We start from the raw sequence: 25,870 nt of genomic DNA, 5'->3' as shown, positions 1-25,870 counted from the left end.
GCGGCTCTGGGTCGATGAACCGATTTGCCCACCAATGGGATTCGATCCCCGCCTGCGCCCAGCGCATAGGCCGGACGACGGCGCAGTTGTCGAGGCCTCCGCCTTCAGCCAACGGCCGGTGTGGATCCGCTGGGGCTCGCGTCCGCTCGGCGGCCATGGGTGGAAACCACCTGTTTGCGGCCCGATTCGGCCGGGTACTTAGCAGCGGTGGCTGGTCTGCTCGGGCGACTGTGGCTCAAGGCGTGGCAGCGACTGTGGTCTTCGCCGGTGCTGACGCTGAACGGCTACGTCGCATTCGCTCTGCCGCGGACGGTCACCGGGTTAGCCGGATCACTGCTGATCGGCCTGATAGGGGTGCATGTCTACCTGCTGGCCACCCAGCCGGGCCTGCCGCTGTACTTCGTGATCTATGCCGCGGTGCTGATCGCCGGCTGCCTGACCGCGGCCGCTGCCATGGCGTTGGCGCTCAAACCGTATGTGCCGCACCTCGGCTGGTATTTCGGCAGCTTCGTGTGCGCGGTCTTCCTTCTTGTCGATCTGGCTAGCCGGTTTGCCAGCCTGCCCGGGCTGGTGTCGCTGACCGGCCGCTGGGACCTGGCTCCCGGAACGCTTGCGGCGGCGTTCGCCGCGGGCTTCGTCGCCGTCCATGCGACGGTCCTATCGGGCATCAACGTGGCTTATCCGCAGCGGCAGAACTGGCACGACTGAATCGGGCAGGAATGACGCAGACTATGACCGTCCTCGACTTCCCGGCGTGGCTGCGCATCGAGCATTGGCTCAACGTGCTGTTCCTGACCCTGGTGATGCGTAGCGGCATCGAGATCCTGTCCACACATCCCAAGTTGTACTGGCACGACGACAGCACACCGGGCACCGAATGGGCGCGGTTCACCACCAAGGAGATGCCGATCAACAAGCTGTACGACACCCTCGACGAAGAGGAGGACTACAGCTCACTTTTCGCGTTGCCCGGCCACAAGAAGTTGGGCATGGGACGTCATTGGCACTTCTTCTCGGTCATCGGGTGGGTCCTCGTCGGACTGTCGTACTACATCCTGCTGTTCACCACCGGCCAGTGGCACCGGTACTGGCCGTATTCGTGGTCGATCTTCCGTGAGGCGTACAACGACATCGTCACCTACCTGAGCTTCAACCTGCCGCCGCTGTTACCCGGCGGACCCGACGATGCCATCCAGAAGCTGACCTATGCCGCCGTCATTTTCTTGTTGGCGCCGTTTCAGATCCTGACCGGTGCCGCGCAGTCGCCGGCCATCGAGGCGGCATTTCCGTGGTACGTACGGATGTGGGGGGGCCGGCAATGGGCGCGCAGCCTGCACTTCCTGGGACTGGTGGCGTTCCTGGTCTTCATCGTCATTCACCTGTCGATGGTGTTCTTCTGGGGCTGGGGCGAGTTGACCGCGCTGATGATCTTCGGTTCCATTCGTAACACCAACTGGGCCACCACGTGGTCGTTGGCGATCATTGCGGCCATCGTCGCGGTCCACGTCGCGGCGACGGCGTGGAGTCTGCGCCGGCCCGTTCAGGTCCGTCGCGTCCTTGGCGCCGTGGTCACCGCAGCCCGCAAAACCTTGCTGCGGCCGTTGAATTCGCGGCAGAACTACCCGCAGCGAATGATCTCCAAGGAACACCGGGTCAACGGTAAACCGCCGGCGAGCACCGAATACAAGGTGATGGCGGTGCACAACTTCGTCGACTGGCGACTGCGGGTCGGCGGCTTGGTGGAAAACCCGGTCACCCTGGATCTGCACGGGTTGCGGGCGCTGGCCGACCGGCATTCGCAGCGGGTCATGCACAACTGTGTCCAGGGCTGGACGAGCATCGGCGAGTGGAGCGGGCTGCCGCTGGCTTCACTCGCCGACCATGTGCGGCCGCTGCCGCAAGCGAAATACATCTGCTTTCTGACCATGCAGGACAACGGCCGCGACGAGCCCAGCGCAGCGGGGGTAGGGCAGTTCTACGAGGTGATGGACCTCGAGCTGACGTACAAGCCGCAGACGCTGCTGGCCTACGAGATGAACGGGAAGCCGCTGCCCATCAAGCACGGAGCGCCGTTGCGGCTGCGGGTGGAGACGCAGGTGGGTTTCAAAATGGCGAAGTGGATCAACCAGATCGAGTTCATCGACGACTACTCCGGCATCGGCCACGGCCTGGGCGGTTGGCGCGAGGACAACGTCCATTACGACAAGGATGTGGAGATCTGACATGACCGACATGGCGGTACGGCCGGAGCTGATCAGCTTGAAAAGCGCCGAGCGACAACAAGTGTCAGAGCTGGTGGCGGTCAAAGGCGGGCACTGTGAGGGATGCGGCGGCAAGGATTTCGAGGTCGGGCATGCGCTGTATCTGGGTTTCCTGTTCCTCAATGAAGACGACGACGCCTTCATGGTGGCGTTGACGTGTCGCAACCCTGCCTGCCCCAGGCGGCGGACCGGAATTGTATTGGCGGCCAAGGAATTCCTGACCGACTACCAAAGCATTTCGGACATCGGCGCCATCGCCAGCCACGCCCGGGCGGCACAGGCTAGCGCCACCTGGGGTGGCTCGGGGTGTCGGTGAACCGGGGCCGGGCCAGATCGAACCGTTCGATCAGATCCGACACCGAGCGCAGTTCGTCACACACCGTTTGGAAGCGGCGTTCGTCAGCCTCGCTCAGTATCCCCAGGCGGCTGTAATGCACCAGCCGGCGCAGTCGTCCGGCCAGCGCCGCCCCCCACCGGATGCTGAAGTCGTAGGTCTGGCCGTCGTCGACCTGGTCGCAGCGGCCGAGTTCTTTGAGCGCCTCGATCTGCTCGGTGAGCAGTTCGAGGTCATCGTCGACACCGAGCGGTTGGGGTGTGTCTGCTGCTGTACTCATTGGCCTGACTGTCCGTATCTTCTTCCTAGAGGTGCGGTTTGGCCACGCTGACCAGATACGGCTGACCGCGCAGGGTGAGATACACGCGCTTCGGTCCGATCGCCATCCCGGAAAGTGGCGCGGAAGAGAGCGGACCGCTCGGAAGACCTGCCCGATAGTCGATCGTGCGGAGCACCGGGATGACCCCGTCCGAGTAGCCGGTGAAGCTCTCCGTTTGCAGCACCACCACGTCGCGGTCGGTCGCGGCGTAGATGCGGGTTTCGTCGGTGCCCAGGTAGCGAATCGGCGCCGAGAGTTGCGCGCAGCCAAGCACTTCCATGCCGTGCCCGCCGCGTCGCGAATCGACCGCGTACAGCACGCTGTCGTTGCGCCCGGCGACGTAGCTGCGCGTCACGGCGGTTCCGTCCCCTGCCGACACGGCCACATCGATGTGCAACGAGCCGCGTTCTTCCGGAGGCGACGACGGCCCTTTGTAGTAGCGGATTCCGGACGGTCCGTAGAGGTGGTACTCGATCTGGCGTCCGCGGTTGGCGCCGTCGATGGTGTCTGCGGGTTCTGCGGAGATGCTGGCGGTCGGTAACTTTCGAAAACCGTACTGATCCACCGGCGTCACCGAAGACCGGTCCGCCGACAGCGCCAGCAACATCCGCATTCCGGCGTCTTCGGCGAGGTAGGCCGGCGCCGGCCCGGCGTCGAACTCGTCGACGCGTTGCAGGCTCTCGATGTCGACGACCGTCACCCGGTCACGCTGCGGCTGCGGCACGAAGACGTGTCGATCGTCCTTCTGACTGATCTGCAGGTTGCGCCCGACGTCCATCGGCTCCGAGAGGCGCGTGTCGGCGGTCGGGGAACCGGTGACCGTGATCTTGGCGAGCCGTTGATCTTCGGTGAGCCCCAGCAGCGAGTGGTCGCGATACGACCAGACGGGATCACGCACCGGGGCGCCGATCGCGGTCAGCTCCACCGCCGGCGCGCTTTCCAGCGCGACCCCTGGAGCGGAGCACCCGGCCGCCGCCATCAGTCCGGCGGCTACCGCGCCAGCCACGCCAGACCAGCGCCACCGCCGCTGGTGAGAAGTACCGATGGCCACGATCGCTCGCCGTCCTTTCACCACCGCCCCAAGGGCAGTACCCCGGCAATCGTCCGGCTACACCTGTCGCTTCGGCGAACGATCGACGGCCCCGGTAAAAGCCGTTACAGAATCGGCCGGCCGCCGGTGACGGCTACCCGGGCGCCGGAAATGTAACTCGCGTCATCGGATGCCAGCAGGACGTAGATCGGCGCGAGTTCGGCGGGTTGGCCGGCGCGCCCCAGCGGCACGTTGTCCCCGAAGGACGCCACGCTGTCGGCGGGCATCGTGGCCGGGATCAGCGGTGTCCATATCGGACCGGGCGCCACGCTGTTGACGCGAATCCCTTTGTCGCCGAGCAGCTGAGCGAGGCTTGCCGAGAAATTGGCGATCGCCGCCTTGGTTGCGGCGTAGGGCGCCAGCGTGGGGTTGGGCGTATCGGAGTTGACCGAGGAACTGCCGATGATCGAGGACCCGGAGCCCAGGTACGGCAACGCCGCCTTGGCGAGATGAAAGTATGCGCCGATATTGAGCCGAAAGGTGTAGTCCCACTCCTCGTCGCTGATCTCGTCGAGGCTGTCGTGCATCATCTGATACGCGGCATTGTTGACCAGGATGTCGAGGCCGCCGAATTCCTGGACGGCGCGGTCGATCACCGCGCGGCAGTGCGCCGGATCGGCGAGATCCCCCGGAACCAGGACGCAGCGTCGGCCGGCCTCTTCGACATAACGTGCGACGTCGCGCGCGTCGTCGTGTTCGTCGAGGTAGGAGATGAGCACATCGGCGCCTTCTCGCGCATACGCGATCGCCACCGCACGGCCGATGCCGCTGTCCCCGCCGGTAATGACCGCGCGCTTACCGGTGAGCTTTCCCGAACCGCGATAGCTGTTCTCGCCGCAATCAGGAACAGGATTCATCCGGGCCTGCACTCCGGGCACGCTTTGTTGCTGTGCCGCAAAGCTCATGGCAACGTCCTTTCCGGTAATTCATGCCGACCAATTGTCAAGCGCCGCAAATGTTCAAACTGACAAGTTCGCACGATCATCAGTTCAGGATTTCCGGTTTGTCGGACCGGCCGTGGGCACGTCGGGATCGTCGTCGGCCGGTGGCTCCGGATCGCGCCATTCCTCGCTCCTGCTCGATCGATTTCCCTGCAGAGTGCCGCTCAATTCATGCTTGAGTTCATCGTCGTCGCGCGGACTGTGCTTGGCGTTCCCACGTTCCATCGCAGGTTCCCCCTATCGTGAGCGGCGTAGCCCCGGCTGCAGACGGGCTACCCGTGGCCACCGCGGGCTAATCAACTATTTCGTCTTCCGGCGGAATGCGGCCGCCGCAGTGGCACCTGGTACCTCTGTTAATAGATGTTGATGAGTGTTGCCAATGATGTTGTCGGGCAAAAAGAAACCCGATGGTCCGTGCAGGTAAACCTGCCGATCGGGGCAACTGGTGCGACGACCGGGTTTGGGCCCCCGACAGCGGGGTTATTCGTTGGGAGTGGTTAGGGCCCCGAATAAGGGAACAACTGCATTGAACGACACGAACGAGAGGGGATAAGCGTGAAGTTCACAACGACGGCGATGAAGACGGGTATCGGGGCCGCGGCGATCGCGGCGGCCGGTGTCTTCGGCGCGGCAACAGCGACCGCGGCGCCTCCGACCATCGAGGGCTTCGGTACGGCCGAACAGCTGGTAGACGGGCCGATGGTCACTTCCTACACGGTGGCCAATCTGCAGCCGAGCAACGTGACCATTCCGGGTTACACCCCGCACGGAAAGCTCTACCAGGCCGAGGTCACCGCCAAATCCGTCAGCGGAGTCGTGACCCCGGTGGTCGCTGACTTCAACGCCCGCTCGGCCAACGGTCAGACCTACCGGGTGATCGACACGGTGCCGGTTCCCAACGGGCTGAATCCGGCGCCGATCAATCAGGGTGACCAACGTAGCGGATTGATCTACTTCGACGTGACCGGCCAGCCGCCCAACGGCGTGGTCTACAACGACGGAGTGCAAGACGTCCTCATCTGGACCAGCAACGTCTAACCGCTGCTTGTCATCGACCGCCCCGCGTCAATGTCGACGTGGGGCGGTCTTGGTTACCGATCGAATTGGCCGGCCCGCATCGGCAGCGGCTCAATCGGGTACCCCGTCGGCATGAGTGCTAGCGATCTCAGGCCCGAAGAAATCCGCCAACAGGCGCGGCGCCATGCCGATCAGGCGCGGGCGACGATGGGGGACAAGCGGGACAAGCAGGATGGTGGTCTCAGCGGCTGGGTAGCCAAACGGGCCGGCGAATGGGATCTCGACGGTCAGGATGAGACCACTCTGCACCGCCATAAGTTTGTGTGGAACTTGCTTGTCGACTACTGGTTCCGGATGGAGATTGACGGTTGGGAGAACATTCCCGAGCCGCCGGTGCTGCTGGTCGGCATTCACTCGGGGGCTCCGTTCGTCTGGGACGCGTGGACCGTGGGTCTGCAATGGTGGCGACGGTTCGGACCGGAGCGCCCGTTGCACGGCACCGCTCACGACGCGCTCATGGCGATTCCGGGAATCGGGCGATATTTCCGGTCGATGGGGGTCCTTCCCGCGGCCCCGGACGCCATCGCGACGGCACTGGCCGAGGGGCGTGACGTGGCGTTGTGGCCCGGCGGTGAGGTGGATTCGCTGCGCCCCTGGACCGAGCGTGACCGGGCCAACCTCGCCGGGCGGAAAGGCTTCGTGAAGATGGCGATTCGGGCCGGGGTGCCCATCGTGCCGATCGCGACGGTCGGCGGCGCCGACGCCATGCCGGTGCTGATCCGCGGCGACCGCCTGTCCCGGGCCTTGCAGCTCGATCGCCTGTTGCGGCTGAAGGTGTTCCCGCTGGCGATCTCACTACCGTGGGGCATTGCGCCGGCGGCGCTTCCGCAGCTGCCATTGCCCGCCAAGATCCGGACCCGGTTCATGCCCGCGGTCGACCTGGACCACGACCCCGCCCGCGCCGACGACGACGCCTATGTCGACAACAAGTACCGCGAAGTCGAGGACACCATTCAGCGCGGCATGGACGCCCTGACCCGCAAGCGCGCCCTGCCGCTTTTCGGCTGAACTACTGCGCGACGGAGTCCGGGGCCGCCGTAGACACCGGACTCACCTCCGGCTCGCGGACAATCCACCGGGGCTGTGGTGGCGTCGCCGCCCGGTAGCCCACGCTGCGGACGGTTTCCACCAGCGCTGCGTACTTGGCTCCGAGCTTGGCGCGCAGTCGTCGGACGTGGACGTCCACGGTACGGACCTGACCGGTGCAGTCATAGCCCCACACTTCGTGCATCAACCGGGTCCGGGTAAACGCCCGACCGGCGTGCTGCACAAGAAACGCAAGCAACTTGAATTCGGTGGCGGTCAGGCCCAGGTCTTTGCCACCCAGCGACGCCGTATAGCTGTCGGGGTGCAGCAGAAGGTCGCCGAATTCGAGGGTGCCCTCCAGCGCGTTGCGCCGGCGGATGATCGCCAGCCGCAACCGTGCCCGCAGTTCGGCCGCGTCGGCCGCCTCCAGCAGCACATCGTCGAAATGCCAATCGACGTCAAGATCGATGAAATCGGCTAGCGCGACAACGGCCACCACCGCAAGGGCGGGTGCGCCGGCCGTCACACGCCGGCATGCCCGGCGTGCCGCAGCCAGGTCGGTGCGTGCATCGATTATCGCGACGTCAGCGCCCTCGAGCTGCCATGCGTGGTGGTCGTCCAGCGGGGCACGCCGCACCGAGCGCGCGAATGATTCCAACCTCGGCAATGCCGATGGGAAGTCGGCTTCGTTGCTGATCAGCAGAACTTCCAACAGACGTCTCCCAACCCCTTCGCGAGGGTTCCGCCACCCGGCTTCGTAGGCACCTCCTGGGGAGATGCCTGACGGCGAAGCCCTGAATACCCGTTGGAAAGGAAATTATTCCAATGCTGTGAGCGCCGCCGACTCGGTTGAGATGCGGCGGCGGCAATCGATGAACCCGGCCCGTATCCCGGGCCGGGTCCACCATCCCTCAAGCTATGGTCCCTCAAAGCTATGGTCCCTCAAGCCTGGCCTGTCGGCGCTGCGCGGCTGCGTTTCGATCTGCGCGCCGAATTCCCCGCCGCACTGGCTGCTCAAACGTCGGCAATCAGGGTGCCGCCCGGGCCCGACGACGGCCACCGCCGGACTGTGCTGCAGCGGTGTTATCACCGACACCGTTTGGCCGTGCTCGTAGCGGGCAACTAGGCACCAATGACATCGCCATGGCTGGCCGGCCACAATCGGCTGCGGGAGCAATCCGACCGGCTCAACGGCCAGTTGACATCGGCCGACGTGGTGGTCGTCGGCGCCGGTATCACCGGACTGGTCAGCGCGGTGCTGTTGGCCCGGGCCGGCAAGGAGGTGCTGGTGCTGGAAGCCCGCACCGCGGGCGCGGTGACCACCGGCAACACCACCGGAAAGCTCAGCCTGCTGCAGGGAACCACGCTGTCGAAGATCGTCGCTCGCCACGGCGACGGTCTCGCCGCCGACTACGTGCGGGGCAATCGGGAGGGTCAGGACTGGCTGTTGCGGCACTGCTCCGCCAACCAGCTGCCGCTGCAACGTGAAGCCGACTACACCTATGCGCAAAACCCCGGCGAAGTCGCGTCGGCTCGAGCCGTGCTGGCCGCCTGTCATCGGGCGCGAGTCGGCGCGCAGTGGGCCGACGAGGCCGATGCGCCGTTTCCGTACCACGGTGGAGTGCGGTTGGCCGATCAAGCCCAGATCGACCCGATGCCGTTGCTGGACAGCTTCATCCGGGAGCTGACCGACCGTGGCGGTCTTCTTGTCGAAGGTGCCCGGGTGCGCAAGCTGTCGCATCATCGGGGCCGTGTCCGGTTGGCGGTGCGCAGCGCTGACGGCGACGCCGAGGTCGATGCGGGGCACTGCATCCTGGCCACCGGCATGCCCGTGTTCGACCGCGGCGGATTCTTCGCCCGCCTCAAACCCAGCAGGTCCTACTGCACGGCGTTCGACGTCCCGGGCCCGATCACCCGGTCGATGTTCATCTCGGCGGGCTCGCCGACCAGGTCCGTGCGCTATGCCCCGTTAGGCGACGGTGAGCGGCTCATCGTGGCCGGAGCCAGCCACGTCGTCGGGCGGAAGAGTCCCACGGCCGAACTCGAGGAGCTGACGTCCTGGGTGCGAAGCCACTATCCGGGCGCGGTGGCGACTCATCGCTGGTCGGCTCAGGACTACACGCCCGTCGACCAATTGCCCTATGTCGGCCCCATCCTGCCCGGTGACGAAAAGGTGCTCGTGGCGTCCGGCTTCAACAAGTGGGGACTGACCAACGGAGTGGCCGCGGCGTTGCTGCTCAGCTCGCGCATTCTCGGCGGACGGATGGACTGGGCCCGGGCGTTCGCGGCCTGGAGCCCGCATGAATTGAGCGGGGTCACCACGGCTCTCACCGCCAACCTCGAGGTCGCCTATCACCTGGCCAAAGGCTGGCTGGCGCCGTCCGTCCGGCGATCCGATGCCATCGACGGCGATGGTGACGGCAACGGTGGCGTGGTCACCGGGCCGCCGTGGCACCTGCAGGCGAGGTGTTCGGTGGACGGCGTCGAGCATCGGGTGTCGCCGGTGTGCCCACATCTCGGCGGGATCGTGAACTGGAACCAGGCCACTCAAGCCTGGGAATGCCCGTTGCACGGGTCGCGGTTTGCGCCGGACGGCGCGCTGCTGGAAGGACCCGCCACCCGGGGCCTGAACGCCTCGCCTTAGGCCGGTCTTAAGGCCGGTTCTGGGACTTGCACCGGCTCCGAGGTTCGGGCTCCGGCCTCGGCGACTGTCCGCCGGCGAGGTGAACCACCCCGGCTACCCCACGGCACCGCTATGAGGCAGGATGTCAGATGCCGTCCCGCGTGGTCGCCGGGATGGCACTGTCATGCGAGGAGTCTTATGGCGGAGTCCCCGGAAACTGACGTCGCCGGCTCGACGGCTCCCCGGCCGGAGGCGACAACCACCAACGGCGTACCGGCTTCGGCAGTTCTGCACCCACCGTCGAGGTATAAGCGGGTGTTGCTCAAGCTCGGCGGCGAAATGTTCGGCGGCGGCCAAGTGGGACTGGATCCCGACGTGGTGGCGCAAGTTGCCCGGCAGATCGCCGAGGTGGTGCGGGGTGGGGTGCAGGTCGCCGTCGTAATCGGTGGCGGCAACTTCTTCCGCGGCGCGCAGTTGCAGCAGCGCGGGATGGAACGAACCCGTTCGGACTACATGGGCATGCTCGGTACCGTCATGAACAGCCTTGCGCTGCAAGACTTTCTGGAGAAAGAAGGCATCGTCACCCGAGTCCAGACGGCGATCACCATGGGCCAGGTGGCCGAGCCCTATCTGCCGTTGCGGGCGGTGCGTCACCTGGAGAAGGGGCGGGTGGTGATCTTTGGCGCCGGCATGGGGCTGCCCTACTTCTCCACCGACACCACGGCAGCGCAGCGGGCGCTGGAGATCGGCGCGGACGTGGTCTTGATGGCCAAGGCTGTCGACGGTGTGTTCGCCGAGGATCCACGCGAGAATCCTGCGGCCGAACTACTGACCGTGATCAGTCACCGGGAGGTGATCGACCGGGGGCTGCGAGTTGCCGATACCACCGCATTCAGCTTGTGTATGGACAATGGCATGCCGATTCTGGTGTTCAACTTGCTGGTCGATGGGAATATTGCCCGTGCGGTCGCTGGTGAGAAGATCGGAACGCTGGTCACCACCTAAGGGGAAGACGCGATGATCGATGATGCTCTCTTCGATGCCGAAGAGAAAATGGAGAAGGCCGTATCGGTGGCCCGTGACGACCTGTCAACCATCCGGACCGGGCGCGCCAACCCGGGTATGTTCTCCCGGATCGTCATCGACTATTACGGCACCAATACCCCGATCACCCAGCTGGCTAGCATCAACGTTCCCGAGGCACGGCTGGTCGTCATCAAGCCGTATGAAGCCAACCAGCTGCACGCCATCGAGACCGCAATTCGCAACTCCGACCTCGGAGTCAACCCCACCAACGACGGCACCCTGATCCGCGTGGCGATACCGCAGCTCACCGAGGAGCGCCGGCGGGAGCTGGTCAGGCAGGCCAAGCACAAGGGCGAGGAAGCCCGGGTTTCGGTGCGCAACATCCGTCGTAAAGCGATGGAAGAACTGCACCGTATCCGCAAGGACGGCGAGGCCGGCGAGGACGAGGTCGGTCGCGCGGAAAAGGACCTCGACAAAACCACCCACCACTACGTCGCCCAGATCGATGAACTGGTGAAGCACAAAGAAGGCGAGCTGCTGGAGGTCTAGGACCGCTCAGTAGCCAAGCCCCTACAGATCCGTGGCAACCACCGATGCCAGCACCGGCACCCCGGCCGACGGCCCGCCGCAGGGGCCGAAGAAGACCTCCCGGGCCGGACGCGACCTGCCCGCGGCCATCGCGGTGGGCTCGGGTATCGGCGCGGTGCTTGTGGCGACGCTGCTGCTGGCTCCGCGCGGCTGGGTCGCAATCTGCGCGCTGGCGATGGCCGTCGCCAGCCATGAGGTGGTGCGGCGACTACGTGAAGCCGGGTATCTGATCCCGGTGATCCCGTTGCTGGTCGGCGGGCAGGTGACAATCTGGCTGAGCTGGCCCTACGGCGCTCGAGGCGTGCTGGCGGGCTTCGGCGCCATGGTCGTGGTCTGCATGATTTGGCGGCTGTTCATGCAGGACAAGCGCCCTGGTGTGGCAGCGTCGCCAGGAAATTACTTGCGCGACACCTCGGCCACCGTTTTTCTGGCCGCGTGGGTGGTGCTGTTCGGTTCCTTTGCTGCGCTGCTGGTCTACCACGGCGCCGGATGGGTGTTCTGCATGATGATCGCGGTCATCGCCTCCGATGTCGGTGGTTATGCGGTGGGCGTGCTGTTCGGCAAGCATCCGATGGTTCCGGCGATCAGCCCGAAGAAGTCCTGGGAGGGATTCGCCGGTTCGATGGTCTGCGGTGTCACCGCGACAACCATCACCGCGACCTATCTGGCCGGCAAGGCACCGTGGGTGGGGGCGCTGCTGGGTGTACTTTTCGTGCTCACCACCACCCTGGGCGACCTGGTCGAGTCGCAGGTGAAGCGCGACCTCGGGATCAAGGACATGGGGCGTCTGCTGCCCGGCCACGGCGGCCTGATGGACCGGCTCGACGGGGTCCTCCCGTCCGCGGTGGCGGCCTGGATAGTGCTGACGCTGCTGCCCTAACCTGCCCTAGCCCGCCCGGCAGGTCAATACTGGACACATCATGGTCGGTGAGCTGGTCTTCGAGGCGCCGCGCCGCGGCATGCCACCGCGGCACCTCGCCGACCTCGACGCGGCCGGCCGCACGTCCGCTGTCGCCGAACTGGGCCTGCCGGCGTTCCGGGCCAAGCAGCTCGCGCACCATTACTTCGGCCGGCTGATCGCCGACCCGGGTCAGATGACCGACCTGCCTGCGGCCGTTCGCGACGTGATCGCCGCGGCGATGTTCCCGACTCTGCTGACCGCGGTGCGCGACGTCACCTGTGACGCCGGCCAGACTCGAAAGACGTTGTGGCGGGCCGTCGATGGGGCCACCGTCGAGTCGGTGCTGATGCGCTACCCGCAACGCAATACGGTGTGCATCTCGTCGCAGGCCGGTTGCGGCATGGCCTGCCCGTTCTGTGCCACCGGCCAGGGCGGTCTGACCCGCAATCTGTCGACGGCAGAGATCGTCGAGCAGGTGCGAGCCGCCGCCGCGGCCATGCGGGACGACTTCGGTGATCGGCTGTCCAACGTCGTGTTCATGGGCATGGGAGAGCCGCTGGCCAACTATTCGCGGGTGCTGGCCGCGGTGCGGCGCATCACCGAGCCGCCGCCGGGCGGTTTCGGCATCTCGGCCCGCTCGGTGACGGTGTCGACGGTGGGTCTGGCCCCGGCGATCCGCAAGCTCGCCGACGAGCGGCTCGGTGTGACGCTGGCGCTGTCGTTGCATGCGCCCGATGACGAGCTGCGTGACACGCTGGTCCCGGTGAACAACCGGTGGAAAGTCGACGAGGCTCTTGGTGCCGCCCGCTACTACGCCGAGGTGACCGGCCGTCGGGTGTCCGTGGAATACGCATTGATTCGGGACGTCAACGACCAACGCTGGCGCGCCGACCTGCTCGGCCGGCGGCTACACCGCGCGCTGGGGCCGCTGGTTCATGTCAACCTCATCCCGCTGAACCCGACTCCGGGCAGTGACTGGGATGCCAGCCCCAAGTCGGTGGAGCGTGATTTTGTCAAACATGTTCGCGCACAAGGGGTTTCGTGTACGGTCCGCGACACTCGTGGCCGCGAGATCAGCGCCGCCTGCGGACAGCTGGCCGCCGAAGGCGGGTAGCTGGAGCGCGGGCGCATCGGACCGGGCCTGCCGACAGCTGGCCGCCGAAGGCGGGTAGCTGGAGCGCGGGCGCATCGGACCGGGCCTGCGGACAGCTGGCCGCCGAAGGCGGGTAGCTGGAGCGTGATGAACCGCGGCACGGGGTATTACGTGATCAGGGCACCAACGTCCGAATACGAGGTCTGCCATGATTCTTCGCCTACTGTCCCTGACCAGAGCATTCGCCGCGGGCTTTGTGGCCGTCGCGTTTGCGGTTGTCCTGTTGCTCGGCGTTACCGGTGCGCCGCGTGCGATGGCCGCTGATGATCGCCTGAATTTCACCGCTACTACCCTCAGCGGCGCTCCGTTCAACGGGGCCAGCCTGCAGGGTAAGCCGGCCGTGTTGTGGTTCTGGACGCCGTGGTGCCCGTTCTGCAATGCCGAGGCGCCCAGTGTCAGTCACGTAGCGGCCGCCAATCCACATGTCACTTTCGTCGGCGTCGCGGCGCACTCCGACGTCGGCGCTATGCAGGGCTTCGTCGCCAAGTATGGCCTGAACTTCACCAACCTCAATGACGCCGACGGCTCGATCTGGGCCCGGTACAACGTTCCCTGGCAACCGGCGTGGGTGTTCTACCGCGCGGATGGCTCGTCGACCTTCGTCAACAACCCGACGTCGGCCATGTCCGAACAAGACCTTGCCGGCCGGGTGGCCGCGCTGGCGTCCTGACGTCGTGGACCAGGGTCTCGTTGGTCTGGCCTTCGCAGCTGGGCTGGTGGCCGCGCTGAACCCGTGTGGGTTTGCCATGTTGCCCGCCTACTTGCTCTTGGTGGTGCGCGGGCTGCATCCCGCAGAACGTGGGGGATTGGCAGCGCTCGTACGGGCGCTGGCGGCTACCGTGGGAATGGCGCTCGGCTTCACAACGGTGTTCGGGTTGTTCGGTGCCCTGACCATCTCAGCGGCCACGACGGTGCAGCGCTACCTGCCCTATGCGACGGTTCTGATCGGGATTGTCCTTGTCGCCCTGGGGGTTTGGCTGGTGGCGGGTCGAGAATTGACGGCGTTGACGCCCCGGCGGTTCGGCCCGCGATGGGCACCGACGGCCCGGCTGGGATCCACATACGGCTACGGCGTCAGCTATGCGACGGCATCGCTGTCGTGCACCATCGGCCCATTCCTGGCGGTCACCGCGGCTGGGTTTCGGGGTGGTTCGATCGCGGGCAGCGTCGCGATCTATCTGGCTTATGTTGCCGGTCTCACCCTGGTCGTCGGCGTGCTTGCGGTGGGTGTCGCGGCCGCGAGTTCGGCTCTGGCCGACCGCATCCGGCGGGTGCTGCCGTTGGTCAACCGGATCAGCGGCGCGCTGCTGGTACTGACCGGACTGTACGTGGGTTACTACGGCCTCTACGAGCTGCGCCTGTTCGCAGCTGCCACGGTGAACCCCCGGGACGGGGTGATTACCGCCGCCGGCCGGCTCCAAGGGGTCCTCGCTGGCTGGGTGAACGACCACGGGGCCTGGCCGTGGGTTGCGGCGTTGGCCATGCTGACGCTCGGCGGGCTTGCCGGTGCTTGGTATCGCCGGGCGCGGCGTTCTACCTGAGCCAGCCGCGCCGGCGGCCCCACAAGTCGCGCACCAGCACAACGAGCACCAGTGCGGCAAAGCCGATCAGGAACCAGTCCTCGATGTGGCCGACATGATTGCCCCGCAGCATCGCCAGCAGGAATAGGAATGTGGACAGCCCGACGATGTGCCAGGTGCGGTGGTTGATCCGGCTCCAGCCCCACTTCGCCGACGGCACCTCGGCGGGGTCAACGCCGGTGTACTGCTCCACCTCGGTACTTGCCACGGCGACTCCTCCGGTTCGGGTTTGGCTTTTTGGGCTTCGGATCGGCGGTTTCCGACATTTTGACACACGCGGGATTTGCCTGGCGTCACCTGCCGAGCAAGCAGCCGTGGCCGCATGCACGTCGTCGCTCCGCCATGCCGCTCACATATCCAGCGGATGACGCCAGCGCAACCGGCGAAAGCGGGCGAAACCGCGGTCGGCGCTCACCCAGGTCGCGTTGTTCTCCAGGGCGTAGGCGGCCAGATACGCGTCCACGATGTCGTTGCCGCTCGCATCGATATCGGCGACGAGTTGCCGGAACAGCATCCAGTGCCGCTCGCCGGGTCGAAGCCGCACCGCGGCGGGTGCCGCGAGCAGGGCGTGGACCGCCTGCCACGCGTCATGCGGGCTGGTCGGCTCGGTGAAGACGCGCCGGTTGGTCACCGCCCGGACGAAGCCGGCGAGTGCGCCGTCCGGCAGTCCGAGTGGCTCGTCGTCGTTGGCCAGCCGCTCGAGCAAACTCCGATAGCTCGAATGTTCACGGAGGTCCGCGCGATGTGCATAGACGAGAACGTTGACGTCAACGCAAAGCATCGACCGACACGCCCTCGTCCATCGCCTCCGCGACGGCAGCGTTGGCAGACAGGTCCACACCGGGCCGAAGCCCGCCCCTGCCCGTCGGCTGGACCCGATAGCGGCCGGCCGCCGGCTGTTCAGGCGGATTGAGACCACGCCGCACCGCGTCCTCGAGGACCGCGGCGACAGTGCGCCCGGAGCGCGCGGCCCTTGCCTTCACCTCGCGGTAGAGCTCGTCGTCGATCCGGATCGTCGTGCGCATTGCGGCATCTTAGCATCAAGCTCAGACATCAAGATGACATCAGGGGGACGCTGGTCACCCGACTCGACGATCGCCGTGGGCGTGGCGACGACGCGAGACTTTGGCGGCACAATGAGGAGGTGACAAACCCGAGCGACAGGCACGACGGCAGCCGCTTGCGTGTCCTGGTGCTGGGCAGCACCGGTTCGATCGGCACGCAGGCGCTGCAGGTCATCGCCGCCAATCCGGACCGCTTCGAGGTGGTGGGGTTGGCCGCCGGCGGCAAAAGTCTCGACACGCTGCTGCGGCAACGCGCCGAGACCGGGGTGACCAATATCGCCATCGCCGACGATCAAGCGGCGCAGGCCGTTGGTGACATTCCCTTCCACGGACCCGATGCCGTCACCAGGCTGATCGAGGAAACCGAAGCCGACGTCGTGCTCAACGCATTAGTCGGTGCGTTGGGCCTGCGGCCGACGCTGGCGGCGCTGGAATCCGGTGCCCGGCTTGCCCTGGCCAACAAGGAGTCGCTGGTGGCCGGCGGCCCACTGGTGCTGCGGGCTGCGCGGCCCGGCCAGATCGTGCCGGTGGACTCCGAGCATTCCGCGCTGGCCCAATGCCTGCGCGGCGGCACTCCGGACGAGGTGGCCAAACTGGTGCTCACCGCCTCCGGCGGGCCGTTCCGGGGCTGGGCTGCGGCCGACCTCGAGAGCGTCACCCCGGAGCAGGCCGGCGCCCATCCCACCTGGTCGATGGGCCCGATGAACACGCTCAATTCGGCCTCGCTGGTCAACAAGGGCCTGGAGCTGATCGAAACGCACCTGTTGTTCGGCATTCCCTATGACCGCATCGACGTCGTCGTACATCCGCAGTCGATCATTCATTCAATGGTCACGTTCATCGACGGCTCGACGATCGCCCAGGCCAGCCCGCCGGACATGAAGCTGCCCATTTCGTTGGCGTTGGGCTGGCCGCGCCGGGTGCCCGGCGCGGCCAGCTGCTGCGACTTTGGTCGCCCGCAGACCTGGGAGTTCGAGTCGCTGGACAGCGATGTTTTCCCGGCGGTGGAACTGGCCCGGCACGCCGGCGAAACCGGCGGCTGCATGACCGCCGTCTACAACGCCGCCAACGAAGAAGCGGCCGAAGCGTTTCTTGCCAGGCGCATCGGCTTCCCGGCGATCGTCGGGACGATCGCCGACGTGCTGCACGATGCCGACCAATGGGCGCTTCCACCCGCTACCGTGGATGACGTACTCGACGCGCAGCGCTGGGCGCGGGAACGGGCGCAGCACGCGGTTGCCACAGCAAGGCCGGCCGGTGCCTGCGAAAAGGTCTCCGGAAAGGCGTGAGAAAGGTCCATACAGCCTGATGATGTTCGTTATCGGCATTGTGCTGTTCGCACTCGCCATCCTGATCTCGGTGGCGTTGCATGAATGCGGCCATATGTGGGCAGCGCGCGCTACCGGGATGAAGGTGCGCCGTTATTTCGTCGGCTTCGGTCCCACCCTGTGGTCGACGCGCCGCGGTGAAACCGAATACGGCGTCAAGGCGATTCCGGCGGGCGGTTTCTGCGACATCGCCGGCATGACCCCGGTCGAGGAGCTCGCTCCCGACGAACGTGATCGGGCCATGTACAAGCAGGCGACCTGGAAGCGGGTCGCGGTGCTGTTCGCCGGCCCGGGGATGAACTTTGTGATCTGCCTGATGCTGATCTATGCCATCGCGCTGATCTGGGGCCTGCCCAACCTGCATCCGCCAACCCGGGCCGTGATCGGCGAAACCGGCTGCGTCGCAGCCGAAACCAGTCAGGGCAAGCTCGAACAGTGCGTCGGGCCCGGCCCCGCCGCCCTGGCAGGACTGCGCGCCGGCGACGTCGTCGTCAAGGTTGGCGACACCCCGGTGTCCACGTTCGACGAGATGGCCGCTGCGGTACGGGCAATGCACGGCAGCGTGCCGGTCGTCGTCGAGCGGGACGGCGCCACCATCACCGCCAACGTCACCATCGAACCAACTCGACGGTGGCTGCCGGCCGGGCAGAGTGGCCAACTCCAGCCCGCCACGGTCGGCGCCATCGGGGTCGGAGCCGTCCGTCCCGGGCCCACCCACTACGGCGTATTGTCCGCGATTCCGGCTACTTTCGCGTTCGCCGGCGACCTGACCATCGAGGTGGGCAAGGCACTGGCTGCCATCCCGACCAAGGTCGGCGCGCTGGTCCATGCCATCGGTGGCGGGCAGCGTGACCCGCAGACCCCGATGAGCGTGGTCGGCGCCAGCATCATCGGCGGCGACACCGTGGACCACGGGCTGTGGGTGGCGTTCTGGTTCTTCCTGGCCCAGTTGAACCTCATCCTGGGCGCGATCAACCTGCTGCCGTTGCTGCCGTTCGACGGTGGTCATATCGCCGTCGCGATATTCGAGAAGATCCGCAATATGATTCGGTCCGCCCGCGGCAAGGTGGCCGCAGCGCCGGTGAACTATCTCAAACTCATGCCGGCCACTTACGTGGTCCTGTTCTTCGTTGTCGGATACATGCTCTTGACCGTCACCGCTGACTTGGTCAACCCGATCCGGCTTTTCCAATAGCGACCTAGAGAGAAGGACCGACAGTGACCGTTGGCCTGGGCCTGCCGCAACCGCCGGCGCCCACGCTCGCCCCTCGGCGCCCCACCCGTCAGCTGATGGTCGGTGACGTCGGCGTCGGCAGCGACCACCCGATTTCGGTGCAGTCGATGTGCACCACCAAAACCCACGACGTCAACTCGACCTTGCAGCAGATCGCCGAGTTGACCGCGGCCGGCTGCGACATTGTCCGGGTGGCCTGCCCGCGTCAGGAGGACGCCGACGCGCTGGCCGAGATCGCCCGGCACAGCCAGATTCCGGTGATCGCCGACATCCACTTCCAGCCGAAGTACATCTTCGCCGCCATCGACGCAGGCTGCGCCGCGGTACGGGTAAACCCGGGAAACATCAAGGAATTCGACGGCCGGGTCGGCGAGGTCGCCAAGGCCGCCGGTGACGCCGGGATCCCGATCCGGATCGGCGTGAACGCCGGCTCACTGGACAAGCGGTTCCTGCAGAAGCACGGCAAGGCCACGCCGGAAGCGCTGGTCGAGTCGGCGCTCTGGGAGGCCTCGCTGTTCGAGGAGCACGGTTTCGGCGACATCAAGATCAGCGTCAAGCACAACGATCCGGTGGTGATGGTCCGCGCTTACGAGCTGCTGGCCGCCCAGTGCGACTACCCGCTGCACCTCGGCGTCACCGAGGCCGGTCCCGCATTCCAGGGCACCATCAAATCCGCCGTCGCCTTCGGCGCGCTGTTGTCCAAGGGCATCGGCGACACCATCCGGGTGTCCTTGTCGGCCCCGCCGGTCGAGGAAGTCAAGGTCGGCAATCAGATCCTCGGATCGCTGAACCTGCGACCGCGGACGCTGGAGATCGTGTCCTGCCCGTCGTGCGGTCGCGCCCAGGTCGACGTCTACACGTTGGCCAACGAGGTGACCGCGGGTCTCGACGGGCTGGACGTGCCGTTGCGGGTGGCCGTGATGGGCTGTGTCGTCAATGGTCCCGGGGAAGCGCGCGAGGCGGACTTGGGCGTTGCATCCGGAAACGGCAAGGGACAGATCTTCGTTCGGGGCGAAGTGATCAAAACCGTGCCCGAAGCGCAGATCGTCGAGACGTTGATCGAAGAGGCGATGCGGCTGGCCGCCGACATGGCAGCCGACATGGCAGCCGACGCCGAACAGGATCCGGGCGCGACATCGAGCGGTTCGCCGATTGTGACCGTAAGCTGATAGGCGCCAGCCCTCGGTCCTGGTTTCGGTTCGCACCATAGAGAGTCCTTCAGATGTCGGCTCCGCCCATCTTGCGCCTGGTCGGCGAACGACGGGTGGCTGTGGTGCGTGATGCCGCCGTGGTATGGCGGGTGCTCGACGAGAATCCGGTCGAATCGTGCATGGTCGCCGCGCGCGTCGCCGACTATGGCATCGAGCCGAATTCGATTGGCGGCGAATTGTGGACCCGACGCGGCGGCGTGGCGGAGTCGTTGTGCTTCGCCGGCGCCAACCTCATTCCGCTGCGCGGCGGGTTGATCGATCTGAACGCGTTCGCTGACGAGGCCAAGAGCACAGCGCGGCGGTGTTCGTCGCTGGTCGGCCGGGCCGACCTGGTGTTGCCCATGTGGCAGCGGCTCGAGTCAACCTGGGGCCCCGCGCGTGACGTGCGCGACCATCAACCGCTGATGGCCATCAACAGCCACCCCAGTTGTCCGATCGACACCGAGGTGCGGCAGGTGCGGCCGGAGGAACTGGATGCCTACCTGGTGGCGGCCGTGGACATGTTCATCGGCGAAGTGGGCATCGACCCGCGGGTGGGCGACGGTGGCCGTGGCTACCGCCGTCGGGTGGCCAGCCTCATCGCGGCCGGACGGGCTTGGGCCCGGTTCGAGCATGGCGAGGTGGTTTTCAAGGCCGAGGTGGGATCGCAGTCGCCATCGGTCGGGCAGATCCAGGGGGTGTGGGTTCATCCGGAACGACGTGGCCTGGGTTTGGGCACCGCGGGCACCGCGACGGTGGCCGCGGTGATCGTCGGCAGCGGGCGCATCGCGAGCCTGTATGTGAACAGCTTCAACACCGTCGCCCGCGCCGCCTACACCCGCGTCGGCTTCCGGGAAGTGGGCACCTTCGCCACGGTGCTGCTCGACTGACCCCGATCCGCGAGCGTAACGCCGCGGCGAAAATCTGGCCCGATTCTCGCCCTGACGTTACGTACGCGTGTGCGGGGCTCCAATAACAGTTGGGTCTCGGTGTGTCTGCGCGGCCGCCGCTGTCAGTCTTCTTAACATCAGTCACGATGGTAACTCGCATAACGTTAGCCTCGGTTGTCGCAGGTGCTCTGGCCGCGGTCGTCGCACTGCCAGGGTGCACTCCTCGGCCCGAAGGCCCCGGCCCGGCCGCCGAAAAGTTCTTCGCCGCATTGGCTATCGGCGACACCGCTACCGCGGCCCAACTCACCGACAACCCCAACGAAGCCCGCGAAGCACTTAACGCGGCCTGGGCCGGACTGCAAGCCACCCACCTGGACGTGCAGCTCCTCAGCTCCAAGTACGCCGAGGATATGGGCACTGCCGCGTATCGCTTCACCTGGCATCTGCCCAAGAACCGGACCTGGAGCTACGACGGCCAGCTGAAGATGGCCCGCGACGAGGGCAACTGGGAGGTCCGCTGGTCGACCACCGGGCTGCATCCGAAACTCGGTGAGCACCAGACCTTTTCGCTGCGCTCCGATGCACCCAGACGGGCCTCGGTGAACGAACTCGGCGGTACCGACGTCTTGGCGCCGGGTTACCTGTACCACTACTCGCTGGACGCGACTGCGGCCGGTGCCGACCTGATCGGCACCGCACACGCGGTGGTCGAGGCCCTGCACCCGTTCAATCCGGCTCTGGATGCGCTGAACGACCCGCAGCTGCTCGCCGAACAGGCCAGCTCGTCGACCCAGCCGTTGGATCTGGGGGTCACGCTGCGCGCCGACGACAGCAATCGGGTCTTCGGCGCGATCGGAGAACTGCCCGGCGTCGTGGTCACACCGCAGGCCGACCTGCTGCCCACCGACGACCATTTCGCGCCGGTCGTCATGACCGAGGTGAAAAAGGCCGTGATCGACCAGCTCGACGGACAGGCGGGCTGGCGGGTGGTCAGCGTCAACCAGAACGGGGTCGACGTCGCGGTGCTGCACGAAGTCGAGCCGTCACCGGCGCCGTCGATCACGATCACGCTGGACCGGACCGTGCAGAACGCCGCCCAGCGCGCGGTGGACGCCCGCGGCGGCAAGGCGATGATCGTGGTGCTCAAGCCGTCGACCGGCGAGATTCTGGCCATCGCACAGAATGCGGGTGCCGACGCCGACGGCCCGGTCGCCACCACCGGCCTGTACCCGCCGGGGTCGACGTTCAAGATGATCACCGCTGGCGCGGCCGTCGAGCGCGATATGGCCACCCCCAACACCATGCTGGGTTGCCCGGGCCACCTCGACATCGGACACCGCACCATTCCCAATTACGGCGGCTTCGATCTGGGCGTGGTGCCGTTGTCGCGGGCTTTCGCCAGTTCGTGCAACACCACCTTCGCCGAACTGAGCAGCAAATTACCGCCGCGTGGTCTGACCCAGGCGGCCAGTCGCTACGGGATCGGCCTGGACTATCGGGTGGAAGGCATCACCACGGTGACCGGTTCGGTGCCGCCGACGGTCGATCTGGCCGAGCGCACCGAGGACGGGTTCGGTCAGGGTCGGGTCCTGGCCAGCCCGTTTGGCATGGCGTTGGTGGCGGCGACCGTGGCGGCGGGCAAGACCCCGATGCCACAGCTGATCGTCGGCCGGCCGACGGCGGTGGAAGGCGACGGCACGCCGATCAGCCCGAAAATGATCGACGCGCTGCGGCCGATGATGCGGCTGGTGGTGACCAACGGCACCGCCAAGGAGATCGCCGGCTGCGGTGAGATTTTCGGAAAGACCGGTGAAGCCGAATTCCCGGGCGGATCGCATTCCTGGTTCGCGGGGTATCGCGGCGATCTGGCGTTCGCGTCGCTGATCGTCGGTGGCGGCAGTTCTGAGTACGCGGTCCGGATGACCAAGATGATGTTCGACATCCTGCCGCCCGGTTACCTGGCGTAGCAGGTCCTGGCTACGAGCCGTTTTGGAGGCCGTTCTGGCCGAAGATCAGACCGCCGGCACCGCCACCGCCGGGCTTGCCCGCAGGTGCGCCACTACCGCTGTTGCCGCTGCTGCCGCCGCTGCCCAACAGCCAGGCGTCGCCGCCGTTACCGCCGTCACCGCCGGGACTGAGCCCGTCAACCGATGCGCCGCCGGCGCCGCCGGCGCCGCCGTCGCCGATCAGCCCGGCCTTGCCGCCGTGGCCGCCGGGGCCGGCGCTGCCTCCGGCGGCGTGCGCAAAGCCGCCGCTACCGCCCATCCCGCCGGACCCGAACAGAATGCCGGCGTTCCCGCCGGCCCCGCCGACGCCTCCGGTGAAGTCGCCGGCGCCGCCGGCGCCGCCGGCACCGCCATTGCCGAACAGGCCGATAGCGTGGCCGCCGGCCCCGCCATTACCGCCGAGGGCGGCGCCTATTCCTGCGGGGCCCCCGTCGCCGCCGGCCCCACCGGAGCCGAAGATCACCCCACCGGTACCACCGACGCCGCCGACCCCGCCGGCGTTGTGGCCGGCGCCACCGGCTCCGCCGCTGCCGCCGGAGCCGAACAGCCCGCCGGCGCCGCCGGCGCCCCCGGTCCCGCCCGTTTGGGCCAGCGAGGCTCCGCCGGTGCCGCCGGCACCACCGGGACCGAACAATCCGCCGGCACCGCCGGCGCCGCCGGCCCCGCTGTTGCCCGGGGAGCCGACCACTCCAAGCCCACCGGCACCGCCGGATCCGGCGGTGCCGAACAGGCCGGCCGCACCGCCGGCGCCGCCGGCACCGCCGTTGAGACCGAAGCCGCCGGTGCCGCCGGTCCCGCCGGTACCGAACAGCCCGCCGGCACCGCCGTTTCCGCCGTCGCCGGCGATGACGGCTGCCGAGCCGCCGCCGTTGCCGCCGTTGCCGCCATTGCCGAACAACAGCCCGGCGGCCCCGCCGTTGCCGCCCCGCTGGCCGACTGCGCCGGAGCCGCCGGCGCCCCCGTTGCCGACCAGCAGTCCGCCGTCCTGTCCGTTTGCCCCGGAGCCCGGGGCGCCGGCCGTCCCGTTACCGATCAGCGGGCGGCCCAACAGGGTCAGCGTGGGTGCATTGATGACGTCGAGCAGGTTCTGTTGCACGTTGGCGGCCTCAGCGCCGGCATACGCCGCGCCACCGGTCGTCAAGGCGCGGACAAATTGGTCGTGAAACGTCGCAACGTGGGCGCTGAGCGTCTGGTAGACGCGGGCGTGCGCGGAAAACAGGGCCGCAATGCCGGCTGACACCTCGTCGGCGCCCGCGGCCAACACCTCGAGGGTGGCGGGCGCGGCCGCTGCGTTGGCAGACGTGATCGTCGACCCGATACCGGATACGCTCGAGGCTGCCGCGAGGATCGAGTCCGGAGCGGCGATCAGGTAGGACATGTGCATCTCGCATTGCGTCGTGGCGATCCGCAGATTCGCCGCACCCAAGCCTCACCCAAGTCTCACCCAAGTCGAAGCCGCGGCCGAAGGATCGTATCGCGATCGCGTTGGCGGGACCGGGTGTTTGCCGACGATGCAGCCGACTTGCCGGGCCGCGCCGTCCCGGTAACGGAGGTAAGTTGCGAGGGTGAGGCGACGACAGAACGATCAGGAAAGGTCATGACGGACAGCGGTGGGGACATGGTGGCTCCAATGACACTGCGGGTCTCGGACGCCGACCGCAACGGCACCATGCGGCGGTTGCACAACGCCGTCGCGCTCGGGTTGATCGATATCAACGAATTCGAGCAACGCTCGTCTCGGGTGTCCTTCGCGCGTACCCACAGCGAACTGGAGGGGCTGGTCTGCGACCTGCCCGGGCCCGGCGCGATCGTCACGTCCGCAGCCGACCGGGTGCAACTGCGCGGCTGGGCCGGGTCGTTGAAGCGCCACGGCGAATGGATGGTGCCCACCCGGCTGGCGCTGGTCCGCCGCCTGGGTTCGATCGACCTCGACCTCACCAGGGCCCGTTTCGCCGGGCCGGTGGTGGTCATCGAGCTCGACATGAAGTTCGGTTCACTGGACCTGCGGCTGCCCGACGGCGCCAGCGCCTCGATCGACGACGTCGAAGTGTATGTGGGCAGCGCCAGCGACCGCCGCAAAGACGCACCGGCGGAAGGGACACCGCATGTGGTGCTGACCGGTCGGATGGTCTGCGGTTCGGTGGTGATTCGGGGCCCACGCCGGGCGTTGCTGCGTCGCCATCAGGCTTGATCGTGGCGCGGGTACAGCTGAGAGGTGGGCAATTCCCCGGGCAGCGGCCAATGAGGCGCAAGTGGCGAGGCATCGCAGCGGTGGGCGGCATTTGACGGCTCGTCCCGCGGGCCCGGCTAAGCTAGCGGGATGCCTGCTCGCACCGCGCTTTCCCCCGGCGCCCTGTCCCCGACGCGGCCGGTGCCCAAGTGGATCGCGCGCCCCGAATACGTCGGCAAGCCGACGGCCAAGGAGGGGACCGAACCGTGGGTGCAAACGCCGGAGGTAATCGAGAAGATGCGCGTCGCCGGCCGGATCGCGGCCGGCGCCCTGGCCGAGGCCGGTAAGGCCGTGGCCCCAGGGGTGTCCACCGACGAACTGGACCGGATAGCGCACGAGTACATGGTCGACCACGGCGCTTACCCGTCGACGCTGGGCTACAAGGGATTCCCGAAGTCGTGCTGCACGTCGCTCAACGAAGTCATCTGCCACGGAATCCCCGACTCGACGGTGATCACCGACGGCGACATCGTCAACATCGATGTCACCGCTTACTTCGACGGCGTGCATGGCGACACCAATGCGACCTTCCTGGCCGGCGACGTCGCCGAAGAGCACCGCCTGCTCGTGGAGCGGACCCGGGAGGCGACGACGCGGGCGATCAACGCCGTCAAACCCGGACGCGCGTTGTCGGTCATCGGGCGGGTTATCGAATCCTACGCAAATCGGTTCGGCTACAACGTGGTTCGGGACTTCACCGGTCACGGCATCGGGACCACGTTCCACAACGGGTTGGTCGTGCTGCATTACGACCAGCCCGCGGTGGAAACGATCATGCAGCCGGGTATGACCTTCACCATCGAGCCGATGATCAACCTGGGCGCCCTGGACTACGAGATTTGGGACGACGGCTGGACGGTGGTCACCAAGGACCGCAAGTGGACCGCGCAGTTCGAACACACGCTGCTGGTGACCGACACCGGCGTCGAAATCCTCACGTTGCCGTGAACTTTCCGGCGCGAGCAGTCGCAAACTCGCATGATCGTCACCGCAGCGGTGCGAGTCTGCG

The 25,870-nt window shown here is 66.8% G+C and carries 27 protein-coding genes; 19 read left to right on the top strand and 8 right to left on the bottom strand.

The genetic code is table 11. The features are described from left to right. Positions 1-207 precede the first annotated feature (207 nt). Genes CDN38_RS04570 through CDN38_RS04560 form a run of 3 tightly spaced genes read left to right on the top strand, consistent with a single transcriptional unit; the run spans position 208 to position 2,577 of the window. Positions 208-708, top strand: coding sequence for an oxidoreductase (locus CDN38_RS04570; protein ID WP_075513779.1), 501 nt, complete (start codon positions 208-210; stop codon positions 706-708). Between the two features lie 23 nt (positions 709-731). Then, positions 732-2,222: a molybdopterin-dependent oxidoreductase gene (locus CDN38_RS04565; protein ID WP_075513723.1), complete on the top strand. Its 1,491-nt coding sequence runs from the start codon at positions 732-734 to the stop codon at positions 2,220-2,222. After that, positions 2,209-2,577 (top strand): hypothetical protein, encoded by a 369-nt coding sequence (locus tag CDN38_RS04560; protein ID WP_408632995.1) that lies wholly within the window; start codon positions 2,209-2,211, stop codon positions 2,575-2,577. The genes CDN38_RS04565 and CDN38_RS04560 overlap by 14 nt, the downstream gene beginning before the upstream one ends. Here the strand turns inward: CDN38_RS04560 and CDN38_RS04555 are convergent. The 3 genes from CDN38_RS04555 to CDN38_RS04545 all read right to left on the bottom strand — a co-directional run bounded on the left by CDN38_RS04555 (position 2,543) and on the right by CDN38_RS04545 (position 4,909). Next, entirely contained in the window at positions 2,543-2,875 is a 333-nt protein-coding gene (locus CDN38_RS04555) for a hypothetical protein (protein WP_075513725.1), read from the bottom strand. The genes CDN38_RS04560 and CDN38_RS04555 overlap by 35 nt on opposite strands. 25 nt (positions 2,876-2,900) lie before the next feature. Continuing rightward, the gene (locus CDN38_RS04550) at positions 2,901-3,893 is read right to left on the bottom strand and encodes a YncE family protein (RefSeq protein ID WP_180276407.1); all 993 of its coding nucleotides are present in this window, start codon (positions 3,891-3,893) and stop codon (positions 2,901-2,903) included. A 176-nt stretch (positions 3,894-4,069) separates the two neighbouring features. Continuing rightward, positions 4,070-4,909: an SDR family oxidoreductase gene (locus tag CDN38_RS04545; protein WP_075513726.1), complete on the bottom strand. Its 840-nt coding sequence runs from the start codon at positions 4,907-4,909 to the stop codon at positions 4,070-4,072. 612 nt (positions 4,910-5,521) lie between these two features. Here CDN38_RS04545 and CDN38_RS04540 point away from each other — a divergent pair. After that, positions 5,522-5,983, top strand: a complete 462-nt coding sequence (locus tag CDN38_RS04540; RefSeq protein WP_180276406.1) for an MPT63 family protein — start codon at positions 5,522-5,524, stop codon at positions 5,981-5,983. A gap of 111 nt (positions 5,984-6,094) precedes the next feature. Further along, entirely contained in the window at positions 6,095-7,030 is a 936-nt protein-coding gene (locus CDN38_RS04535; RefSeq protein ID WP_075513781.1) for a lysophospholipid acyltransferase family protein, read from the top strand. A gap of 1 nt (position 7,031) precedes the next feature. Here the strand turns inward: CDN38_RS04535 and CDN38_RS04530 are convergent, their stop codons facing one another. Then, entirely contained in the window at positions 7,032-7,760 is a 729-nt protein-coding gene (locus CDN38_RS04530; RefSeq protein ID WP_075513728.1) for a winged helix-turn-helix domain-containing protein, read from the bottom strand. Positions 7,761-8,180: 420 nt separating this feature from the next. Here CDN38_RS04530 and CDN38_RS04525 point away from each other — a divergent pair, with 420 nt between their 5' ends. The 7 genes from CDN38_RS04525 to CDN38_RS04495 all read left to right on the top strand — a co-directional run bounded on the left by CDN38_RS04525 (position 8,181) and on the right by CDN38_RS04495 (position 14,880). After that, positions 8,181-9,692 carry an FAD-dependent oxidoreductase gene (locus CDN38_RS04525; protein WP_075513729.1) on the top strand — a complete coding sequence of 504 codons (1,512 nt, stop codon included), beginning with the start codon at positions 8,181-8,183 and terminating at the stop codon, positions 9,690-9,692. Between the two features lie 177 nt (positions 9,693-9,869). Further along, positions 9,870-10,676, top strand: coding sequence for a UMP kinase (pyrH, locus tag CDN38_RS04520; RefSeq protein ID WP_075513730.1), 807 nt, complete (start codon positions 9,870-9,872; stop codon positions 10,674-10,676). A gap of 12 nt (positions 10,677-10,688) precedes the next feature. Further along, positions 10,689-11,246, top strand: a complete 558-nt coding sequence (gene frr, locus CDN38_RS04515; protein ID WP_075513731.1) for a ribosome recycling factor — start codon at positions 10,689-10,691, stop codon at positions 11,244-11,246. 31 nt (positions 11,247-11,277) lie between these two features. Further along, the gene (locus tag CDN38_RS04510) at positions 11,278-12,165 is read left to right on the top strand and encodes a phosphatidate cytidylyltransferase (protein ID WP_075513732.1); all 888 of its coding nucleotides are present in this window, start codon (positions 11,278-11,280) and stop codon (positions 12,163-12,165) included. 40 nt (positions 12,166-12,205) lie between these two features. Next, positions 12,206-13,300, top strand: coding sequence for a dual-specificity RNA methyltransferase RlmN (rlmN, locus tag CDN38_RS04505; protein ID WP_075513733.1), 1,095 nt, complete (start codon positions 12,206-12,208; stop codon positions 13,298-13,300). Positions 13,301-13,487: 187 nt separating this feature from the next. Next, positions 13,488-14,009, top strand: coding sequence for a disulfide bond-forming protein DsbE (gene dsbE, locus CDN38_RS04500; protein WP_075513734.1), 522 nt, complete (start codon positions 13,488-13,490; stop codon positions 14,007-14,009). Positions 14,010-14,013: 4 nt separating this feature from the next. After that, positions 14,014-14,880 carry a cytochrome c biogenesis CcdA family protein gene (locus CDN38_RS04495; RefSeq protein ID WP_075513782.1) on the top strand — a complete coding sequence of 289 codons (867 nt, stop codon included), beginning with the start codon at positions 14,014-14,016 and terminating at the stop codon, positions 14,878-14,880. Here CDN38_RS04495 and CDN38_RS04490 read toward each other — a convergent pair. The 3 genes from CDN38_RS04490 to CDN38_RS04480 all read right to left on the bottom strand — a co-directional run bounded on the left by CDN38_RS04490 (position 14,873) and on the right by CDN38_RS04480 (position 15,944). Further along, positions 14,873-15,127 carry a DUF2631 domain-containing protein gene (locus CDN38_RS04490; protein ID WP_075513735.1) on the bottom strand — a complete coding sequence of 85 codons (255 nt, stop codon included), beginning with the start codon at positions 15,125-15,127 and terminating at the stop codon, positions 14,873-14,875. The genes CDN38_RS04495 and CDN38_RS04490 overlap by 8 nt on opposite strands. 141 nt (positions 15,128-15,268) lie before the next feature. Continuing rightward, on the bottom strand, positions 15,269-15,700 hold the full coding sequence (locus CDN38_RS04485; RefSeq protein ID WP_075513736.1) for a type II toxin-antitoxin system VapC family toxin: 432 nt from the start codon (positions 15,698-15,700) through the stop codon (positions 15,269-15,271). Further along, a complete protein-coding gene (locus CDN38_RS04480) occupies positions 15,687-15,944 on the bottom strand; it encodes a ribbon-helix-helix domain-containing protein (RefSeq protein WP_075513737.1) in 258 nt (85 codons plus the stop codon). The genes CDN38_RS04485 and CDN38_RS04480 overlap by 14 nt, the downstream gene beginning before the upstream one ends. A 119-nt stretch (positions 15,945-16,063) precedes the next feature. On the opposite strand from CDN38_RS04480, the gene dxr reads away from it, so the two are divergent. From dxr to CDN38_RS04455, 5 genes are all read left to right on the top strand, one after another. Beyond that, positions 16,064-17,272, top strand: a complete 1,209-nt coding sequence (gene dxr, locus CDN38_RS04475) for a 1-deoxy-D-xylulose-5-phosphate reductoisomerase (protein WP_075513738.1) — start codon at positions 16,064-16,066, stop codon at positions 17,270-17,272. A 19-nt stretch (positions 17,273-17,291) separates the two neighbouring features. Continuing rightward, positions 17,292-18,506, top strand: coding sequence for a M50 family metallopeptidase (locus CDN38_RS04470; protein ID WP_075513739.1), 1,215 nt, complete (start codon positions 17,292-17,294; stop codon positions 18,504-18,506). Positions 18,507-18,529: 23 nt separating this feature from the next. Further along, entirely contained in the window at positions 18,530-19,714 is a 1,185-nt protein-coding gene (gene ispG / locus CDN38_RS04465; RefSeq protein ID WP_099318810.1) for a flavodoxin-dependent (E)-4-hydroxy-3-methylbut-2-enyl-diphosphate synthase, read from the top strand. A gap of 53 nt (positions 19,715-19,767) precedes the next feature. Then, on the top strand, positions 19,768-20,625 hold the full coding sequence (locus CDN38_RS04460) for a GNAT family N-acetyltransferase (RefSeq protein ID WP_075513741.1): 858 nt from the start codon (positions 19,768-19,770) through the stop codon (positions 20,623-20,625). A gap of 146 nt (positions 20,626-20,771) precedes the next feature. After that, the gene (locus CDN38_RS04455) at positions 20,772-22,592 is read left to right on the top strand and encodes a penicillin-binding transpeptidase domain-containing protein (protein ID WP_099318809.1); all 1,821 of its coding nucleotides are present in this window, start codon (positions 20,772-20,774) and stop codon (positions 22,590-22,592) included. Between the two features lie 10 nt (positions 22,593-22,602). Here CDN38_RS04455 and CDN38_RS04450 read toward each other — a convergent pair whose 3' ends face one another. After that, positions 22,603-24,009, bottom strand: coding sequence for a PE family protein (locus CDN38_RS04450; RefSeq protein WP_099319323.1), 1,407 nt, complete (start codon positions 24,007-24,009; stop codon positions 22,603-22,605). A gap of 219 nt (positions 24,010-24,228) precedes the next feature. On the opposite strand from CDN38_RS04450, the gene CDN38_RS04445 reads away from it, so the two are divergent. Together CDN38_RS04445 and map are read left to right on the top strand one after the other, a co-directional pair. Beyond that, a complete protein-coding gene (locus CDN38_RS04445; RefSeq protein ID WP_099318808.1) occupies positions 24,229-24,822 on the top strand; it encodes a DUF1707 SHOCT-like domain-containing protein in 594 nt (197 codons plus the stop codon). A gap of 129 nt (positions 24,823-24,951) precedes the next feature. Beyond that, positions 24,952-25,809, top strand: coding sequence for a type I methionyl aminopeptidase (gene map, locus CDN38_RS04440; protein WP_075513744.1), 858 nt, complete (start codon positions 24,952-24,954; stop codon positions 25,807-25,809). Positions 25,810-25,870: the final 61 nt, after the last annotated feature.

It is taken from the genome of Mycobacterium ostraviense (genome assembly GCF_002705925.1).
Taxonomy (GTDB): domain Bacteria; phylum Actinomycetota; class Actinomycetes; order Mycobacteriales; family Mycobacteriaceae; genus Mycobacterium; species Mycobacterium ostraviense.
Note: the sequence above shows the minus strand (reverse complement) of the source record. Positions and strands in the feature narration are given on the sequence as shown.

What these genes read in the sequence shown, in the direction of transcription:
- CDN38_RS04565 (WP_075513723.1), top strand. Translation starts at nt 732, where the DNA reads ATGACCGTCCTCGACTTCCCGGCGTGGCTGCGCATCGAGCATTGGCTC.
- CDN38_RS04560 (WP_408632995.1), top strand. Translation starts at nt 2,209, where the DNA reads ATGTGGAGATCTGACATGACCGACATGGCGGTACGGCCGGAGCTGATC.
- CDN38_RS04555 (WP_075513725.1), bottom strand. Translation starts at nt 2,875, where the DNA reads ATGAGTACAGCAGCAGACACACCCCAACCGCTCGGTGTCGACGATGAC.
- CDN38_RS04550 (WP_180276407.1), bottom strand. Translation starts at nt 3,893, where the DNA reads ATGGCGGCGGCCGGGTGCTCCGCTCCAGGGGTCGCGCTGGAAAGCGCG.
- CDN38_RS04545 (WP_075513726.1), bottom strand. Translation starts at nt 4,909, where the DNA reads ATGAGCTTTGCGGCACAGCAACAAAGCGTGCCCGGAGTGCAGGCCCGG.
- CDN38_RS04540 (WP_180276406.1), top strand. Translation starts at nt 5,522, where the DNA reads ATGAAGACGGGTATCGGGGCCGCGGCGATCGCGGCGGCCGGTGTCTTC.
- CDN38_RS04535 (WP_075513781.1), top strand. Translation starts at nt 6,095, where the DNA reads ATGAGTGCTAGCGATCTCAGGCCCGAAGAAATCCGCCAACAGGCGCGG.
- CDN38_RS04525 (WP_075513729.1), top strand. Translation starts at nt 8,181, where the DNA reads ATGACATCGCCATGGCTGGCCGGCCACAATCGGCTGCGGGAGCAATCC.
- pyrH (WP_075513730.1), top strand. Translation starts at nt 9,870, where the DNA reads ATGGCGGAGTCCCCGGAAACTGACGTCGCCGGCTCGACGGCTCCCCGG.
- frr (WP_075513731.1), top strand. Translation starts at nt 10,689, where the DNA reads ATGATCGATGATGCTCTCTTCGATGCCGAAGAGAAAATGGAGAAGGCC.
- rlmN (WP_075513733.1), top strand. Translation starts at nt 12,206, where the DNA reads ATGGTCGGTGAGCTGGTCTTCGAGGCGCCGCGCCGCGGCATGCCACCG.
- dsbE (WP_075513734.1), top strand. Translation starts at nt 13,488, where the DNA reads ATGATTCTTCGCCTACTGTCCCTGACCAGAGCATTCGCCGCGGGCTTT.
- CDN38_RS04485 (WP_075513736.1), bottom strand. Translation starts at nt 15,700, where the DNA reads ATGCTTTGCGTTGACGTCAACGTTCTCGTCTATGCACATCGCGCGGAC.
- CDN38_RS04480 (WP_075513737.1), bottom strand. Translation starts at nt 15,944, where the DNA reads ATGCGCACGACGATCCGGATCGACGACGAGCTCTACCGCGAGGTGAAG.
- CDN38_RS04470 (WP_075513739.1), top strand. Translation starts at nt 17,292, where the DNA reads ATGATGTTCGTTATCGGCATTGTGCTGTTCGCACTCGCCATCCTGATC.
- CDN38_RS04460 (WP_075513741.1), top strand. Translation starts at nt 19,768, where the DNA reads ATGTCGGCTCCGCCCATCTTGCGCCTGGTCGGCGAACGACGGGTGGCT.
- CDN38_RS04455 (WP_099318809.1), top strand. Translation starts at nt 20,772, where the DNA reads ATGGTAACTCGCATAACGTTAGCCTCGGTTGTCGCAGGTGCTCTGGCC.
- CDN38_RS04450 (WP_099319323.1), bottom strand. Translation starts at nt 24,009, where the DNA reads ATGTCCTACCTGATCGCCGCTCCGGACTCGATCCTCGCGGCAGCCTCG.
- CDN38_RS04445 (WP_099318808.1), top strand. Translation starts at nt 24,229, where the DNA reads ATGACGGACAGCGGTGGGGACATGGTGGCTCCAATGACACTGCGGGTC.
- map (WP_075513744.1), top strand. Translation starts at nt 24,952, where the DNA reads ATGCCTGCTCGCACCGCGCTTTCCCCCGGCGCCCTGTCCCCGACGCGG.